Source organism: Burkholderia sp. NRF60-BP8 (assembly GCF_001522585.2).
Lineage (GTDB): Bacteria > Pseudomonadota > Gammaproteobacteria > Burkholderiales > Burkholderiaceae > Burkholderia.
On the sequence record NZ_CP013373.1, the window covers coordinates 552,915 to 568,667 of the forward strand.

The window sequence follows — 15,753 nt, forward strand, 5'->3', positions numbered from 1 at the left end:
TTTCCGATGCGACAGATTCTTCTCCTGATCCTTCTCTTCTTCGCGGGTTCGTGGCTCGCGCGCAAACTGCGCCATGCGCAGGAACAGGCACAGGCGCGCGCCGGCCGCGGCGCCGGTCACGACGGTGCGCCCGGCGCCGGCGCCGCGCGCCCGAACGGCGACGCGCGGTCGCTGCCCGAGCCGATGGTGCGCTGCGCCGAATGCGGCGTGCATGCGCCGAAGGGCGACGCCGTCGCCGCGAGCGGCGAATACTTCTGCAGCGCCGAGCATGCGCGGCGCCACGCCGCGCGCGTGAACGGTCGCGACGCCCGATGAGCGACGCGCCGGTGCTGTCGGTCGACGCGAACGGCTGGGTGCGCGAAGCGCGTCATGCGCCGTCGCCGAACTTCGAGATGCGGCCCGCGGGTGCGGTGCCGACGCTCGTGGTCGTCCACAACATCAGCCTGCCGCCCGGCGAATTCGGCGGCGACGCGATCGAGGCGCTGTTCCTGAATCGCCTCGACTGCGATGCGCACCCCTATTATCAGCGCCACCTGCGCGGCGTGCGGGTGTCCGCCCATTTCCTGATCCGCCGCGGCGGCGAGCTCGTGCAGTTCGTGTCGTGCGACGAGCGCGCGTGGCACGCGGGCTCGTCCGAGTTCTTCGGCCGCCCGCGCTGCAACGACTTCTCGATCGGCATCGAGCTCGAAGGCGCGGACGACGTGCCGTTCGACGATGCGCAATACGCGGTGCTCGCCGCGCTCTCCCGCGCGCTCGCCGCGCGCTACCCGGTCGACGCGTTCGCGGGGCACTCGGACGTCGCGCCGGGCCGCAAGACCGACCCGGGCCCGCACTTCGATTGGCAACGCTTCGCGAGCGATGCCGGTTTTTCCGCCGAATACTTTCCTTTCCGTCAGCACTGATCGCGGGGTTTTTTGAGCGGAGAAAGTTTTTTCTCCGACCAATGCCTTGCCGTGTCTGCGCGTGAGCGATGTCAAGACCTCTATCGCAAATTATCCGTTTGGACGTCCTCCGAATGTCCACTATACTTGGTGCCAGTTGAGCAGTTCTGCACTAGATATAGTGTGTGTCGCAGGGGAAAACCCGAGCGGCACCGGCCGGCGGGCAACGCCGGCGGACAGGGTTCTCAAGGCGGCGCGTCAGGCCGGGCGGTCCGGGCGTCGCGATCAGCGCAGCGAATATCGACGGGGCAGGGTATACATGACGAAGCACACGACCGGCCGGGTTGTCGCGCATCGACCGAACCGGCTTCCCCGGCGCATCGCTCGCCTCTTACCGCTCGCGCACCGCGTGGCGCGGCGTTCGTTTTAATCCGCGGTTCTCTCCGCACCATCCAACACCAGGAGCTTTGCACATGCAAACCACCGACAACGCGACGTCCCAGTACGAGAGCGCCTCGAGCCGTCCGCTCGGCGGGACCGAACAGGGCGCGAAGGCGCTCGCGCCGCAGGCCACGTTCGCCGACTACAAGGTGATCCGCCGCAACGGCAGCGTCGTGTCGTTCGAACCGTCGAAGATCGCGATCGCGGTGACCAAGGCTTTCCTGGCCGTCAATGGCGGGCAGGGCGCGGCATCGGCGCGCGTACGCGAGCAGGTCGAGCAACTGACGCACAACGTCGTGCGCGCGCTCGTGCGCAGCCGCCCGAACGGCGGTACGTTCCATATCGAAGACATCCAGGACCAGGTCGAACTCGCGCTGATGCGCGGCGGCGAGCACAACGTCGCGCGTGCGTACGTGCTGTATCGCGAGAAGCGTCACCTCGAGCGCCAGCATGCGGGCGAGGAAGCGGCGGCCGCGGGCGGCGAGTCGACCACCGGCATCAACGTGGTCGACAACGGCGTCACGCGCCCGCTCGACCTGAACGCGCTGCGCGCGCTGATCGTGTCGGCGTGCGACGGCCTCGGCGCTGCGGTTAACCCTGACCCGATCGTCGCGGAGACGGTGAAGAACCTGTACGACGGCGTGCCGATGAGCCAGGTCTACGACTCGGCGATCCTCGCGGCGCGCACGATGATCGAAAAGGATCCGGCATACAGCCAGGTCACGGCCCGCATCCTGCTGCACACGATCCGCCGCGAGATCCTCGGCGAGGAAGTCGTGCAGGCCGAGATGTCGACCCGCTACGCCGAATACTTCCCGCAGTTCCTGAAGCGCGGCGTCGACGCCGGCCTGCTCGACGACAAGCTGCTGCAGTTCGACCTGAAGCGCCTCGGCGAAGCGCTCGACGCGAACCGCGACCTGCAGTTCGGCTACCTCGGCCTGCAGACGCTGTACGACCGCTACTTCCTGCACGTCGAAGGCACCCGCATCGAAATGCCGCAGGCATTCTTCATGCGCGTCGCGATGGGCCTGTCGCTGAACGAGATCGACCGCGAAACGCGCGCGATCGAGTTCTACAACGTGCTGTCGAGCTTCGACTTCATGAGCTCGACGCCGACGCTGTTCAACTCGGGCACGCACCGCTCGCAGCTGTCGTCGTGCTACCTGACGACGGTCGCGGACGATCTGGACGGCATCTACGAAGCGCTGAAGGAAAACGCGCTGCTGTCGAAGTTCGCCGGCGGCCTCGGCAACGACTGGACGCGCGTGCGTGCACTCGGCTCGCATATCAAGGGCACGAACGGCAAGTCGCAAGGCGTGGTGCCGTTCCTGAAGGTCGTGAACGACACGGCCGTCGCGGTGAACCAGGGCGGCAAGCGCAAGGGCGCGGTCTGCGCGTACCTCGAATCGTGGCACCTCGACATCGAGGAGTTCCTGGAGCTGCGCAAGAACACCGGCGACGACCGCCGCCGTACGCACGACATGAACACGGCGAACTGGATTCCCGACCTGTTCATGAAGCGCGTGATGGAAGGCGGCGAGTGGACGCTGTTCTCGCCGTCGACCTGCCCGGACCTGCACGACAAGTTCGGCGCGGAATTCGAGGCGGCTTACACGGCTTACGAAGACAAGGTCGCGCGCGGCGAGATCAAGCTGTTCAAGAAGATTCCGGCGCAGCAGCTGTGGCGCAAGATGCTCGGCATGCTGTTCGAGACGGGCCACCCGTGGATCACGTTCAAGGATCCGTGCAACGTGCGCTCGCCGCAGCAGCACGTCGGCGTCGTCCACTCGTCGAACCTGTGCACGGAGATCACGCTGAACACGAGCGACACCGAAATCGCGGTGTGCAACCTGGGCTCTGTGAACCTCGTCGCCCACCTGGTGAAGCAGGCCGACGGCAGCTACGCGCTCGACCACGACAAGCTGAAGCGCACGATCAGCGTCGCGATGCGCATGCTCGACAACGTGATCGACATCAACTACTACGCGGTGCCGAAGGCGCGTAACTCGAACCTGAAGCACCGCCCGGTCGGCATGGGCATCATGGGCTTCCAGGACTGCCTGCACCTGCTGCGCACGCCGTACGCGTCGGAAGCGGCGGTCGAATTCGCCGACCGTTCGATGGAAGCCGTCTGCTACTACGCGTATTACGCGTCGACCGAGCTGGCCGAAGAGCGCGGCCGCTACTCGAGCTATCGCGGCTCGCTGTGGGATCGCGGCATCCTCCCGCAGGACACGCTGAAGCTGCTGACGGAAGCGCGCGGCGGCTACGTCGAGGTCGACACGTCGGAATCGCTCGACTGGACGACGCTGCGTGCGCGGATCGCCGCGCACGGCATGCGCAACTCGAACTGCGTCGCGATCGCGCCGACGGCGACGATCTCGAACATCATCGGCGTGTCGGCCTGTATCGAGCCGACCTTCCAGAACCTGTACGTGAAGTCGAACCTGTCGGGCGAATTCACGGTGGTGAACGAGTATCTCGTCCGCGACCTGAAGGAACGCGGCCTGTGGGACGAAGTGATGGTCGCCGACCTGAAGTACTTCGACGGCATGCTGTCGCGCATCGACCGCATCCCGGCCGACCTGCGCGCGATCTACGCGACCGCGTTCGAGGTCGACCCGACGTGGCTGGTCGAAGCGGCATCGCGTCGCCAGAAGTGGATCGACCAGGCGCAGTCGCTGAACATCTACATGGGCGGCGCATCGGGCAAGAAGCTCGACGAGGTCTACAAGCTCGCATGGCTGCGCGGCCTGAAGACGACCTACTACCTCCGCACGATGGCGGCGACGCACGTCGAGAAGTCGACGGTCGCACACGGTGCGCTGAACGCAGTGCCGACGGGCGGTGCAGGCAGCGGCGGCTCGGGCAGCGGCGGCGCGCAAGGCGCGGCGGGCGGCTTCGGTGCGGCAGGCGGCGATGCGTCGTCGGGCGTGGTCAACGCGGCGCCGGCACTCGCGCCGGTCGAAGCAGACGGTCCGGTGTGCACGATGCGTCCGGGCGATCCCGGCTTCGACGAGTGCGAAGCGTGCCAGTAACGCAGTGCGCCTGATCTGAGAAAGCAGGTCAGGGCGGCGCACACGACGGCCGATCGAGGTTGAAGTGTGCGCCGCTCTCAACTAAAAAAATGATAAGGAATCTGTAACGCGACACCTGCGTTGCAGGCAGTGACAAGCGATCGAAACATCCCCGACGGCGTCGCGTTTCGATCGGCGTTCGATGCGTCGAGCGCACCTCGCGACACAAGCGCGACGCACGTCGCGCACTGCATGAACGACGATGCGTTGCTCAAAGTGTTGTATCGAGGTCGCAACGCGAATCGAAAAAAGGATTTTTCGTGAGCGAACCCTTTTATCGCTCAGGAAAAGATGGTACAAACCGTTCTAAATTGATGGTGAGAATTTATGCTCAACTGGGATGACGAGAAGACTGCCGTAACCCCCGCGAGCGGAGCGCAGCAAAACGCGATGCGCACCTCCGCCGGGATGGCTGTCGGAATGCAGGCTGCAACGCCTGCCGCCCATCAGGTCCGCGACATTTTCGAAGGCGATCTTGCGGTGCCGCCGCAAGCATCGGCTGTTCCCGCCGGCGGTACGGAAGCGCGGGTCAATGTCGCCGACAAGCGCATCATCAACGGCCAGACTGACGTCAATCAGCTGGTGCCGTTCAAGTACAAGTGGGCGTGGGAAAAGTATCTGGCCGGTTGCGCGAACCACTGGATGCCGCAGGAAATCAACATGTCCCGCGACATCGCACTGTGGAAGGACCCGAACGGTCTGACCGAGGACGAGCGCCGCATCGTGAAGCGCAACCTCGGCTTCTTCGTGACGGCCGATTCGCTCGCGGCGAACAACATCGTGCTCGGCACGTACCGCCACATCACGGCGCCCGAGTGCCGGCAGTTCCTGCTGCGCCAGGCGTTCGAGGAAGCGATCCACACGCACGCGTACCAATACATCGTCGAATCGCTCGGCCTCGACGAAGGCGAGATCTTCAACGCGTATCACGAGGTCACGTCGATCCGCGCGAAGGACGAATTCCTGATCCCGTTCATTCATACGCTGACGGACCCGGCCTTCAAGACCGGCACGCTCGAAGCGGATCAGAAGCTGCTGAAGTCGCTGATCGTGTTCGCCTGCATCATGGAAGGCCTGTTCTTCTATGTCGGGTTTACGCAGATCCTCGCACTCGGCCGCCAGAACAAGATGACGGGTGCTGCAGAGCAATATCAGTACATCCTGCGCGACGAGTCGATGCACTGCAACTTCGGCATCGACCTGATCAACCAGATCAAGCTCGAAAACCCGCATCTCTGGACCGCGGAATTCCGCGCTGAGATCCGCGAGCTGTTCAAGCAGGCTGTCGAACTCGAATACCGCTACGCCGAAGACACGATGCCGCGCGGCGTGCTGGGTTTGAACGCGTCGATGTTCAAGAGCTATCTGCGCTTCATCAGCAACCGCCGTTGCCAGCAGATCGGCCTCGACCCGCTGTTCCCGAACGAGGAGAACCCGTTCCCGTGGATGAGCGAGATGATCGACCTGAAGAAGGAGCGCAACTTCTTCGAGACGCGTGTGATCGAGTATCAGACGGGGGGCGCGCTGTCCTGGGAATGACCCGCAGCAGCGAACCCGTTACATGATGGAGCAGCCGGTGGCCTCTCGGCCCCGGCCCAAGGTTTAGGAGCAAGAACGCCTGATGCAAAGCATGCCCGGTGCCTTAACGGCCCAACGATACGACAGGCACTTTGCGAACCCTTCAGTGGGATGGGCAAACTTCCCTCCGGAAAAAGCGGACGGCCGTGTGGCGGTCCGCTTGATCAAGCGATTAGGGGTAGCGGCGCGAGGTGCGCCGGCTACCGACTTGATTTGGCGCGCGAGGCCATGGGGTCACGCGCGCCATACCGTATTCATTAGCGTAAGCGCGCGGTATCTGCGTACGCCGATGAATAGCCCGCTTCGAAGCGCACGTCCTGAACAGCGTCCGCGGGAAGCGGGTTTTGACGAAGGGTGTAGTTTGAACTGACTCTCATCTGAACCTGAAGGAGAACAACATGGCTACTGCCAAGAAGAAACCGGCTGCTAAGAAGGTTGCCGCCAAGAAGACCGTTGCGAAGAAGGCTGCTGCTCCGGCGAAGAAGGCCGCAGTGAAGAAGGTCGCTGCGAAGAAGGTCGCTGCGAAGAAGGTCGCGGTGAAGAAGGTTGCCGCGAAGAAGGCCGCACCGGCGAAGAAGGCCGCTGCAAAGAAGGTCGCAACGAAGAAGGTTGCAGCGAAGAAAGTCGCGGTGAAGAAGGTTGCTGCGAAGAAGGCAGCACCGGCCAAGAAGGCCGCTGCGAAGAAGGTTGCAGCCAAGAAAGTCGCAGTGAAGAAGGTTGCTGCGAAGAAGGCCGCACCGGCGAAGAAGGCTGCTGCGAAGAAGGCTGCGCCGGCGAAGAAGGCTGCTGCGAAGAAGGCCGCGCCGGCGAAGAAGGCTGCCGCGAAGAAGGCTGCGCCTGCCAAGAAGGCTGCCCCTGCGAAGAAGGCCGCCGCACCGGCGAAGAAGGCTGCTGCACCGAAGAAGGCCGTCGTGAAGAAGGCTGCGCCGGCAACGACCGCGTCGACCGCATCGGTTGCGCCGGCATCGGGCGTGAAGACCGCGCTCAACCCGGCAGCGGCATGGCCGTTCCCGACCGGCAGCCGTCCGTAATCGCGGCTGAGCAGCATCACCCGGACACTCACGTGGTGTCCGTGGGTTGAGTAGCGCTACTCAATCAATCCCGCCATCTGGCTCAGGTGGCGGGATTTTTTTCGTCCCTGTGGTTGCCGATGGCGCGCCCGGCGGGGCTGGCCGACGCGAGCGCGGACGAGAACGGGCGGACGAAAAAAAACGCATGTGCGGCTTCGCACATGCGTTCGATCGCGGCTTGCGCCGCGTGCTGAGGATACCGGTCAGTGCGTGACACGCGTGACGCCGCCGCTCGACAGCAGGCGCACGCGCTCGCCGGCGCGGAACGCTTCGCCGCTTGCCGCCTGCGTGATCGAGCGCAGATCGCCGTTGTCGAGGCGCACGGTGATTTCGACACCGTTCGCGGTGCTGAGGTTTTCGCCGACCGCGTTACCTGCGACCGCACCGACGAGGCCGCCGGCGATCGCCGTCAGGATCGAGCCTTTGCCGCCGCCGATCGCGCTGCCCGCGACCGCGCCGAGTGCACCGCCGCCGAGCGTGCCGATCGCGCTGCCGCCGCCGTCGGACTGAATGCGCACCGCACGGACGCTTTCGACCGTGCCCATGCGGACCGTCTGTTCGCGCTGCGCCTGGCCGACGCTATAGACATCCGCCGAACCGGGCGCCGTGAAGCAGCCGGCGAGCGTCAGCGTGGCGGTCAGCATGGCCGCGAGCGTGAGGGTTTTTTTCGTCAACATCTTTGCTCTCCCACAATATTCATTTGAGACTGTAACCGAATGCAGTCTCGAAGCGTGCGTCGATTTCGGCGCGCGTCAGTACGTAAGTCTGGGGCCCTTGATGGGCGATCTTGAGCGAGCCCATCAGGCTTGCGAGGCGGCCGGTGGTTGCCCAGTCGAAGCCTTGCTCGATGCCGTACAGCAGGCCACCCCGGAAGGCGTCGCCGCAGCCGGTCGGATCGGCGATGCGCTCGGCCGGCACGACCGGAATCTGTTCCGCACCCTGCTTGTGGCGGATGGTCGCGCCGTGCTCGCCACGCGTGATGACGAGGGCGTCGACCCGGCTGGCGATTTCATCTTCGGACCATCCCGTCTTGTCGCTCACCAGCTTGGCCTCGTAGTCGTTGACCGCGACATAGGTCGCAAGTTCAATGCTGCGTCGCAGCGTCGCACCGTCGAACAGCGGCAGGCCCTGGCCCGGATCGAACACGAACGGCACACCGGCCTCGGCGAGCTCTTCCACGTGCTGCACCATCCCGTCGAAGCCGTCCGGGCCGACGATCGCGAGCTTGATGTCCGGCGCGTCGCCCGCATGGTTCAGGTGCGATTGCATCATCGCGCCGGGGTGGAACGCCGCGATCTGGTTGTTGTCGAGATCGGTCGTGATCATCGCCTGCGCGGTGTACGTATCGGGCAGCACGCGAACGTGGTCGCGGCGCAGGCCGAGAGCGTCGAGCCGGTCGAGGTACGGCTGCGCATCCAGCGCGCCCATCGTGCCCATGATGCGCGCGTCGCCGCCGAGCAGGTGCAGCGCGTACCCGATGTTGCCCGCGCAGCCGCCGAATTCGCGGCGCATCGTCGGCACGAGGAAGCTCAGGTTGATGAGGTGCACCTGGTCGGGCAGGATGTGCTCGCGGAACCGCCCTTCGAAGGTCATGATGGAGTCGTAGGCGATCGAGCCGCAAATCAGCGTAGCCAAGGTGTGCGTTCCTGTAGAAATGAGGGGCCCTGCGCGACAACGCCGCGCGAAGGGCGCGGCGCGGCAGGGGAAAGCGGAAGAAAGCTTACTTCAGTGCGGCGAGCGCTGCATCGTAGTTCGGCTCGTCCTTGATTTCGCCGACGAGTTCCGCATGGATCACCTTGTCCTGCGCGTCGAGCACGACCACCGCGCGTGCGGTCAGGCCGTTCAGCGGGCCGCTCGTCACGTCGACGCCGTACGCGTTCGCGAACGCGCGGCCGGTGCGGAACGTCGATGCCGTCACGACGTTCTCGAGGCCTTCGGTCGTGCAGAAGCGCGTGGCGGCGAACGGCAGGTCGGCGGACACGACCACCACCACCGTGTTGTCGAGCGACGACGCGGCTTCGTTGAACTTGCGGGTCGACGTCGCGCAGGTCGGCGTGTCGAGGCTCGGCACGATGTTCAGCACCTTGCGCTTGCCGGCGAAGCTGGCGAGCGACAGGTCGGCGAGGTCCTTGCCGACCAGCTTGAAATCGGCGGCTTGCGCGCCGACGGCCGGGAACGTGCCGGCGAGATCGATCGGGTTGCCACCCAGCGTAACTTTGCTCATGTTCGTGCTCCGAAATAGCGCGCCGCTCGGGCGCGCGGGTTGAGACGGGCGCGCAAGCGCGCCGCGGCGCGTCACGGATAGAAGATCTGGACGCGGAAATTCGAGGCGGGCGTGCCGTTCGTGTCGAGGCGGACGACCATCGTCTGCGTCGTGCCGGGCGGCAGCCCGGCGTCGATCGGCGTGCCCGGGCGCACGTAGTCGCGCGGCGCGAGCACGCGGCGCACGGTGACGTGATTGGTGTCGTCGAGCAGCGTGAGTTCGAGCGACGGGTACGCGAGCGCGACGCGGTAGCGGTTCGTCAGCGGCACCTTCAGTTCGAGCTTGTGCGGGCCGTCGATCTGGCGCAGGTCGGTCGCATCGAGCCGCAGCCCGTCGATGGCGCGCGGCGGCGCGACCGTGCAGCCGAGCGGCGCACACGCCTGCCGGAACCAGCTCTGCGTGACGGGCCAGTAGATCATCAGCGCTTCGCGCTGCCACCACGCCAGTTGCACGACGAGCAGGCCGACCAGCGCGGCCGCGACGAGGCCGCCGAAAAAGCCGCCGAGCATTCCGCGTCGCTGCGGCGCGCGCGTCTCGCGCGTGACGGCGAAGTGCGGACGATCGTCGTCGGCCGGCGCGGCGGGGAACGGGACGGTCAGTGGGACGGCCGGTTGGACGGCCGGTTCATCGGTTGCCGCTCCGGCCGGGGCCTTGTCGTGTCGGGCGAGGGTGTCGGATTCCGATGCGGTCCCGGTTTCGGCGACGGCCGGTGCGGGCGTGAACGCAAAGCGCGGTTCGCGCGGCGTGCGTTCGTCGTCCGGCACGGCGAAGTGCGCGTGGCCGACGGGTTCGGCCGGTTCGGCGGCGGTTTCCGTTTCCGACGGCAGGTGGGCGACGAAGCGTGGCTCGCGCGGGTCGCGCTCGACGGGTGAGGGCGCGGTTTCACCGGTTTCGTGCGGTTCGTGCCGCGAATGCGGCGAATGCGGTTCGGCCGGTTGCTCGACGGCAGCCGATGAATCGAGCTCGGCCGGAGCGTTGGCGAACGGCGCGGGCGTACCCGACAGGTGGACGACGCCGGCTTCCGTGGACGGGAGCGCGAGCGGGATCAGCGGCTCGGTGCGCACGGTCTCGGCGCTGTGCTGCAGCGACGGATCGACGCCGGCGTCGAGCCACGGCGCCCACATGTCCCAGCCATCCGACTTGTAATCGGTGCCGGTCGGCAAGCCGGCCGGCGCGTCGGCGGTGAACAGTCGGACCGGGGCGGCCTGCTGGTGTGCGTCGCCGTCATGCGGCGCGGCAGCCGGTTCCGTCAACGCCGGTTCGGGTTGCTGCGCGTACTCGGGAACGAGCGACTCGGAAGCGTTGAAGACTTCGTGGCAATGCCCGCAGCGCACGAGCCCCTGATGCAGCGAGAGCTGTTCCTGCTGCAGCCGGAAGACGGTTTCGCAATGAGGGCAGCGCGTCGCAAGGAGCATGTCGAGCCGGGCGGCCTGCGGGCCAGAGTGAAGGACAGCGCTATTCTAATGGCTTTCGCGGCGGGTTCCGGCGAGGCATACCCAACCTTCGTGTTCGCGCCAGACCGAGATGTCGACGTAGCGCGCATAAACGGCCGCGACCTCGTCCGCTTGGCGCGCGAGCACGCCCGACAGCGCGATGCGGCCGCCCGGCTTGACCTTCGACGCGAGCATCGATGCCATCAGCTTCAGCGGATTCGACAGGATGTTCGCGACGACGATGTCGAATTCGCCGTCCGGGCATGCATCGGGCAGCCCGTACGTGACTTCCGCCCGGTTGCGTTCGCTGTTCTGGCGCGCCGATTCGACCGCCTGCGGATCGATGTCGATGCCGATCACGGGGTTCGCCCCGCATTTCTTCGCGAGGATCGCGAGGATGCCCGAGCCGCAGCCGTAGTCGAGCACCGACTGGCCGGGCTTCACCGACTGTTCGAGCCACTCCATGCAGAGGCGCGTGGTGGGGTGGCTGCCGGTGCCGAACGCGAGGCCGGGGTCGAGTTCGAGGACGAGCGCATCGGGATCGGGCGCATCGTGCCACGACGGCACGACCCAGATCCGCTCGCCGATCGGGATCGGCTCGAACTGCGATTGCGTGAGCCGCACCCAGTCCTGCTCCTCGACGTCGCGCACGACGAACGCCGGTGTCTCGGCGACGCCGATTTCGTTCGCGGCCGCCGCGAGCAGCACGGCCGGTTCATGGTCGGCCGACAGCAGCGCGACCACGCGCGAGTGCTGCCACGCGGTGCGATCGGGCACGAGGCCCGGCTCGCCGAAGAGCGGCTGTTCGTCGGGCGTGTCGGCGTCGGCGTCTTCGACGGACACCGACAGCGCGCCGAGCTCGAGCAGCGCGTCGGACAGCGCCTCCGCATGCTCGCGGGCCAGTTCGACGACGAGTTCGCGATAACTCATGCTTACGCTTCTTCCGGTGCGACCTGCTGCTTCTGCGCGAGCCGGTTTTCGAGGTAATGGATGCTGGTGCCGCCTTCGACGAACTTCGAGTCGATCATCAGCTCGCGGTGCAGCGGGATGTTGGTCTGGATGCCTTCGACGACCATTTCCGACAGCGCGATGCGCATCCGGCGGATCGCCTGCTCGCGCGTCGCGCCGTAGGTGATCAGCTTGCCGATCATCGAATCGTAGTTCGGCGGCACGAAATAGCCATTGTAGGCGTGCGAGTCGACGCGCACGCCGGGGCCGCCCGGCGTATGCCACGACGTGATCCGGCCCGGCGACGGCGTGAACTTGAACGGATCTTCGGCGTTGATCCGGCATTCGATCGCATGCCCGCGGAACTGGATGTCGCGCTGGCGCAGCGCGAGCTTCTCGCCGGCTGCGATGCGGATCTGTTCCTGCACGATGTCGACGCCGGTGATCAGTTCCGATACCGGGTGCTCGACCTGCACGCGCGTGTTCATCTCGATGAAGTAGAACTCGCCGTTTTCGTACAGGAATTCGAACGTGCCCGCGCCGAGGTAGCCCATCTTCTTGCACGCGTCCGCGCAGCGGTCGCCGATGCGGTCGATCAGGCGGCGCGGAATGCCGGGCGCCGGCGCTTCCTCGATCACCTTCTGGTGGCGGCGCTGCATCGAGCAGTCGCGCTCGCCGAGCCAGATCGCGTTCTTGTGCGCGTCCGACAGCACCTGGATCTCGATGTGGCGCGGGTTCTCGAGGAACTTCTCCATGTACACCTGCGGGTTGCCGAACGCACGGCCGGCTTCCTCGCGGGTCATGTTGACCGCGTTGACGAGCGCGGCCTCGGTGTGCACGACGCGCATCCCGCGCCCGCCGCCGCCGCCCGCCGCCTTGATGATGACCGGATAGCCGATCGCGCGCGCAATCTTGACGATCTCCTTCGGATCTTCCGGCAACGCGCCTTCCGAGCCCGGCACGCACGGCACGCCGGTCTTGATCATCGTCTGCTTCGCGGTGACCTTGTCGCCCATCATCCGGATCGTTTCCGGGCGCGGGCCGATGAACGTGAAGCCCGACTGCTCGACGCGCTCCGCGAAATCGGCGTTCTCCGACAGGAAGCCGTAGCCGGGGTGGATCGCCTCGGCATCGGTCACTTCCGCGGCGCTGATCAGCGCCGGCATGTTCAGGTAGCTCAGGTTCGACGGGGCCGGGCCGATACAGACGGCTTCGTCCGCGAGGCGCACGTACTTGGCTTCCTTGTCGGCTTCCGAGTAGACGACCACCGTCTTGACGCCGAGTTCGCGGCACGCGCGCTGGATGCGCAGCGCGATTTCACCGCGGTTGGCAATGAGGATTTTTTCAAACATAGCGAGTATTCGTCTCTTCGAGGGGCGCGCGAACGGCGCCTGGCGAGCATCGGCGGCGCGCGGCAGGGTGGCCGCGCGGCGGGCTTAGCCGATCACGAAAAGCGGCTGGCCGTATTCGACGGCCTGGCCGTTCTCGACGAGGATTTCCTTGATCACGCCGGCCTTGTCCGACTCGATCTCGTTGAGCAGCTTCATCGCTTCGATGATGCAGATCGTCTGGCCTTCCTTGACCGTGTCGCCGGCCTGCACGAACGGGTCGGCGCCCGGCGACGGCGCGCGATAGAACGTGCCGACCATCGGCGACGTCACGACGTGGCCCTGCGGGGCGGCCGGTGCGGCCGGGGCGCCGGCTGCCGGCGCCGCCGCTGCACCATCGGTCGGCAGCGCGGCCGACGGCGCCGGCGCGCTGACTTGCGGGGCATACCCAGCCGTCGGCTGCACGTAGACCGGCGGCGCGTTCTTGACGATGCGCACCTTGCCTTCGCCTTCCGTCACTTCCAGCTCGGAGATGCCGGATTCGGAAACGAGGTCGATCAGAGTTTTCAGCTTACGAAGATCCATCGGGAATTCCCCTTTTCAATACGTGAAAGCGCCGGTTAGGGGCCGGCGCTGAATCTAGATCGCGAAATCAGCCGCGCGACGCGCCTTGCAGCTTGTCCAGCGCGTACTCGAGCGCGTACAGATAACCTTTCCAGCCGAGCCCGCAGATCACGCCTTCGGCCTGGTCGGAAAAGTAGGAGTGGTGCCTGAACGCTTCGCGGCGATGCACGTTCGACAAGTGAACCTCGACGAACGGGATGCCGACGCCGGCGATCGCGTCCCGGATCGCAACGCTCGTATGCGTATACGCGGCCGGATTGATCAGGATGAAATCGGTCTGTTCCTCCCGCGCGGCCTGGATGCGGTCGACCAGCGCGCCTTCATGGTTGCTCTGGAACGACGACAGTTCGGCGCCGGCTTCCCGGGCGCGCGCGGCAAGCGCCTGATCGATCTGCGCGAGCGTGACGCGGCCATACACCTCCGGTTCCCGGGTGCCGAGAAGGTTCAGGTTGGGGCCGTGCAGCACCAGCAATCGTGTCATGGTCGCTTCTATTTCTGCGGAATTGCGCGAACTTTAGCGCTATTTAGAGAAATTTGTCTAGTTTTGCCGAACGGTCGGGCGCGCCGGCCCTGCAAGAATTACCGGTGCCGATGCGCACTATCGGCGAATTCACGCGAAATTGCGGCGATCGACCTGCAAATCGCCGTCAACGCGCAGGCCGCCGTTCGGGCCGATTACAGCGCGTCGAGCGTCTTTTTCAGCTCGGCCGGCTGGATTTGTCCCAATTTTGTCTCGCGGACCTTGCCGGTTTCGTCGATGACGACGGTAAACGGCAGCGCGCCGGCGGTATTTCCGAAATTCCGGGCCAGATCTGCGCCTGCATAGCCGCTGACGAAGACCGGATAGTCGACCTTCACCTTCTGCAGGAAGGTCTTCACGTTCTGCTCGGAATCGACGCCGATCCCGACGAAACGGATGCCTTTCTGTTTGTACTGATGCGACAGCGCCACGAGCTCGGGCATCTCCTCGACGCACGGGCCGCACCACGACGCCCAGAAATTGACGACGACTTTCTGACCCTTGAACGCGGCCAGCGTGGCCGGCTTGCCGTCGATGCCGGTGAGCGACGACGCCCACAGCTGGTCGACCGGGTTGCCGTGGGCGGTCGGCGCCGCGACGGCGACGCCGTCGTCGGCCGTGCCGCGGAACCAGTGGCCGGCGGCGATCCCGCCGGCGACGGCGGCGGCCGCGACCACCGCGAGCGCCAACATGCGTTTCATCATCGTTGAATCATTCCGGTTCGGAAGGGGCCTGGCTCGCGTCGACGAGCGCGCGCAGCGCGGCGGCATCCGCGCGGGCGACGCGCCCGCGCGCGTCGGCCTTCACCGCGCCACGCAGATCGTCGCTCGCATAGAGCGCGAGATGGATGCCGATCGCGTCCATGTCGCGCCGCGGGCGCCACAGGAAACTGAGCGTCTCGACGTCGCCGCGGCCCGCGAAATGCCGCGTCTCCGACACGTCGTACTGGACGTTCTGGTTCAGCAGGTAGATCGCGACGTCCTTCGGGTTGTCGGTGAATGCCTGCAAATGGATATCCGAATGCGCGTTCGCGGTGCCGTTCAGCACGGCGCCCGTCACATAAGGATGGAACTCGGCGAGCCGGCGCATCCAGTCGAGCGCGATCTCGCGCAGCCGGCGCAGTTCGTCCGGCTGCGTGTCGCTCTGGAACAGCGCGAGATACTCGCGCAGTTCTTCCTCGATCTGGTCGTTATCCGGCAGCCATTCGCCGGCAACGCGCGAATCGCCCAGCAACTGGCGCGCGGCCTTGCGCTTCGCGCCGGCGTAGTCCTGGCCATCCTCCGCGATCAGGCGGGCGGCTGACTGGGCGATTTCCTCGCGGACGCGCCGCGGGTCGACAAGAGGTTTGCGAGACATGATCCGGCAATCATACTCGATCGTCGCGGCGCCCGAGCACGGGTGCGGCGGCCCGCCGCCCGAGGGCGCCGGCGCCGTTCGCGCGCATCGTTCGGGCCGCCGGGCATCGCAAGCCGTCAGTTACAATACTGCTCTTTGTGTCGCGGCCAGGTCGTTGGCCGGGCGCCGGCCGCACGGCCTCGCCGGCGCGCCGCGCACGCATCCTTTCCGAATCGACGGCGCCCGGCGGCGCGA

16 protein-coding genes are annotated in these 15,753 nt (G+C 66.0%); 6 read left to right on the top strand and 10 right to left on the bottom strand.

What is annotated here, in order from left to right:
* The first annotated feature begins 6 nt into the window (after positions 1-6).
* The 6 genes from WS54_RS15715 to WS54_RS15750 all read left to right on the top strand — a co-directional run bounded on the left by WS54_RS15715 (position 7) and on the right by WS54_RS15750 (position 7,008).
* Positions 7-315 (top strand): PP0621 family protein, encoded by a 309-nt coding sequence (locus WS54_RS15715; RefSeq protein ID WP_034206349.1) that lies wholly within the window; start codon positions 7-9, stop codon positions 313-315.
* Positions 312-902, top strand: a complete 591-nt coding sequence (gene ampD, locus WS54_RS15720) for a 1,6-anhydro-N-acetylmuramyl-L-alanine amidase AmpD (protein ID WP_034206350.1) — start codon at positions 312-314, stop codon at positions 900-902. The genes WS54_RS15715 and ampD overlap by 4 nt, the downstream gene beginning before the upstream one ends.
* Positions 903-1,354: 452 nt before the next feature.
* The gene (locus WS54_RS15730; protein WP_034206351.1) at positions 1,355-4,360 is read left to right on the top strand and encodes a ribonucleoside-diphosphate reductase subunit alpha; all 3,006 of its coding nucleotides are present in this window, start codon (positions 1,355-1,357) and stop codon (positions 4,358-4,360) included.
* Between the two features lie 366 nt (positions 4,361-4,726).
* The gene (locus tag WS54_RS15740; RefSeq protein WP_006476978.1) at positions 4,727-5,938 is read left to right on the top strand and encodes a ribonucleotide-diphosphate reductase subunit beta; all 1,212 of its coding nucleotides are present in this window, start codon (positions 4,727-4,729) and stop codon (positions 5,936-5,938) included.
* Between the two features lie 82 nt (positions 5,939-6,020).
* Positions 6,021-6,347, top strand: a complete 327-nt coding sequence (locus tag WS54_RS15745; RefSeq protein WP_080334256.1) for a hypothetical protein — start codon at positions 6,021-6,023, stop codon at positions 6,345-6,347.
* Positions 6,348-6,375: 28 nt separating this feature from the next.
* Positions 6,376-7,008 carry a histone H1-like DNA-binding protein gene (locus WS54_RS15750; RefSeq protein WP_082724985.1) on the top strand — a complete coding sequence of 211 codons (633 nt, stop codon included), beginning with the start codon at positions 6,376-6,378 and terminating at the stop codon, positions 7,006-7,008.
* 242 nt (positions 7,009-7,250) lie between these two features.
* Here the strand turns inward: WS54_RS15750 and WS54_RS15755 are convergent, their stop codons facing one another.
* From WS54_RS15755 to WS54_RS15800, 10 genes are all read right to left on the bottom strand, one after another.
* Entirely contained in the window at positions 7,251-7,724 is a 474-nt protein-coding gene (locus tag WS54_RS15755) for a glycine zipper 2TM domain-containing protein (protein WP_006476977.1), read from the bottom strand.
* A 19-nt stretch (positions 7,725-7,743) separates the two neighbouring features.
* Positions 7,744-8,682, bottom strand: a complete 939-nt coding sequence (locus WS54_RS15760; RefSeq protein WP_034206354.1) for a carbohydrate kinase family protein — start codon at positions 8,680-8,682, stop codon at positions 7,744-7,746.
* Positions 8,683-8,767: 85 nt separating this feature from the next.
* Positions 8,768-9,271, bottom strand: coding sequence for a thiol peroxidase (gene tpx / locus WS54_RS15765; RefSeq protein WP_027783488.1), 504 nt, complete (start codon positions 9,269-9,271; stop codon positions 8,768-8,770).
* A gap of 71 nt (positions 9,272-9,342) precedes the next feature.
* Positions 9,343-10,725 (bottom strand): zinc-ribbon and DUF3426 domain-containing protein, encoded by a 1,383-nt coding sequence (locus tag WS54_RS15770; RefSeq protein WP_059779124.1) that lies wholly within the window; start codon positions 10,723-10,725, stop codon positions 9,343-9,345.
* A 45-nt stretch (positions 10,726-10,770) separates the two neighbouring features.
* The gene (prmA, locus tag WS54_RS15775) at positions 10,771-11,673 is read right to left on the bottom strand and encodes a 50S ribosomal protein L11 methyltransferase (protein WP_034206357.1); all 903 of its coding nucleotides are present in this window, start codon (positions 11,671-11,673) and stop codon (positions 10,771-10,773) included.
* Between the two features lie 2 nt (positions 11,674-11,675).
* Entirely contained in the window at positions 11,676-13,043 is a 1,368-nt protein-coding gene (gene accC / locus WS54_RS15780) for an acetyl-CoA carboxylase biotin carboxylase subunit (protein WP_059500935.1), read from the bottom strand.
* Positions 13,044-13,127: 84 nt separating this feature from the next.
* The gene (accB, locus tag WS54_RS15785; RefSeq protein WP_034206358.1) at positions 13,128-13,604 is read right to left on the bottom strand and encodes an acetyl-CoA carboxylase biotin carboxyl carrier protein; all 477 of its coding nucleotides are present in this window, start codon (positions 13,602-13,604) and stop codon (positions 13,128-13,130) included.
* A 67-nt stretch (positions 13,605-13,671) separates the two neighbouring features.
* The gene (gene aroQ, locus WS54_RS15790; RefSeq protein WP_027783493.1) at positions 13,672-14,124 is read right to left on the bottom strand and encodes a type II 3-dehydroquinate dehydratase; all 453 of its coding nucleotides are present in this window, start codon (positions 14,122-14,124) and stop codon (positions 13,672-13,674) included.
* Positions 14,125-14,318: 194 nt separating this feature from the next.
* On the bottom strand, positions 14,319-14,867 hold the full coding sequence (locus WS54_RS15795) for a TlpA family protein disulfide reductase (RefSeq protein WP_059779125.1): 549 nt from the start codon (positions 14,865-14,867) through the stop codon (positions 14,319-14,321).
* 7 nt (positions 14,868-14,874) lie between these two features.
* Positions 14,875-15,519: a hypothetical protein gene (locus WS54_RS15800; RefSeq protein WP_059500937.1), complete on the bottom strand. Its 645-nt coding sequence runs from the start codon at positions 15,517-15,519 to the stop codon at positions 14,875-14,877.
* Positions 15,520-15,753: the final 234 nt, after the last annotated feature.

Bases quoted from the DNA above. Each gene is read 5' to 3' on its own strand.
- WS54_RS15770 (WP_059779124.1), bottom strand. From the start codon at position 10,725: ATGCTCCTTGCGACGCGCTGCCCTCATTGCGAAACCGTCTTCCGGCTG.
- WS54_RS15750 (WP_082724985.1), top strand. From the start codon at position 6,376: ATGGCTACTGCCAAGAAGAAACCGGCTGCTAAGAAGGTTGCCGCCAAG.
- aroQ (WP_027783493.1), bottom strand. From the start codon at position 14,124: ATGACACGATTGCTGGTGCTGCACGGCCCCAACCTGAACCTTCTCGGC.
- WS54_RS15745 (WP_080334256.1), top strand. From the start codon at position 6,021: ATGCAAAGCATGCCCGGTGCCTTAACGGCCCAACGATACGACAGGCAC.
- WS54_RS15715 (WP_034206349.1), top strand. From the start codon at position 7: ATGCGACAGATTCTTCTCCTGATCCTTCTCTTCTTCGCGGGTTCGTGG.
- WS54_RS15730 (WP_034206351.1), top strand. From the start codon at position 1,355: ATGCAAACCACCGACAACGCGACGTCCCAGTACGAGAGCGCCTCGAGC.
- accC (WP_059500935.1), bottom strand. From the start codon at position 13,043: ATGTTTGAAAAAATCCTCATTGCCAACCGCGGTGAAATCGCGCTGCGC.
- tpx (WP_027783488.1), bottom strand. From the start codon at position 9,271: ATGAGCAAAGTTACGCTGGGTGGCAACCCGATCGATCTCGCCGGCACG.
- ampD (WP_034206350.1), top strand. From the start codon at position 312: ATGAGCGACGCGCCGGTGCTGTCGGTCGACGCGAACGGCTGGGTGCGC.
- WS54_RS15755 (WP_006476977.1), bottom strand. From the start codon at position 7,724: ATGTTGACGAAAAAAACCCTCACGCTCGCGGCCATGCTGACCGCCACG.
- accB (WP_034206358.1), bottom strand. From the start codon at position 13,604: ATGGATCTTCGTAAGCTGAAAACTCTGATCGACCTCGTTTCCGAATCC.
- WS54_RS15795 (WP_059779125.1), bottom strand. From the start codon at position 14,867: ATGATGAAACGCATGTTGGCGCTCGCGGTGGTCGCGGCCGCCGCCGTC.
- WS54_RS15800 (WP_059500937.1), bottom strand. From the start codon at position 15,519: ATGTCTCGCAAACCTCTTGTCGACCCGCGGCGCGTCCGCGAGGAAATC.
- WS54_RS15740 (WP_006476978.1), top strand. From the start codon at position 4,727: ATGCTCAACTGGGATGACGAGAAGACTGCCGTAACCCCCGCGAGCGGA.
- prmA (WP_034206357.1), bottom strand. From the start codon at position 11,673: ATGAGTTATCGCGAACTCGTCGTCGAACTGGCCCGCGAGCATGCGGAG.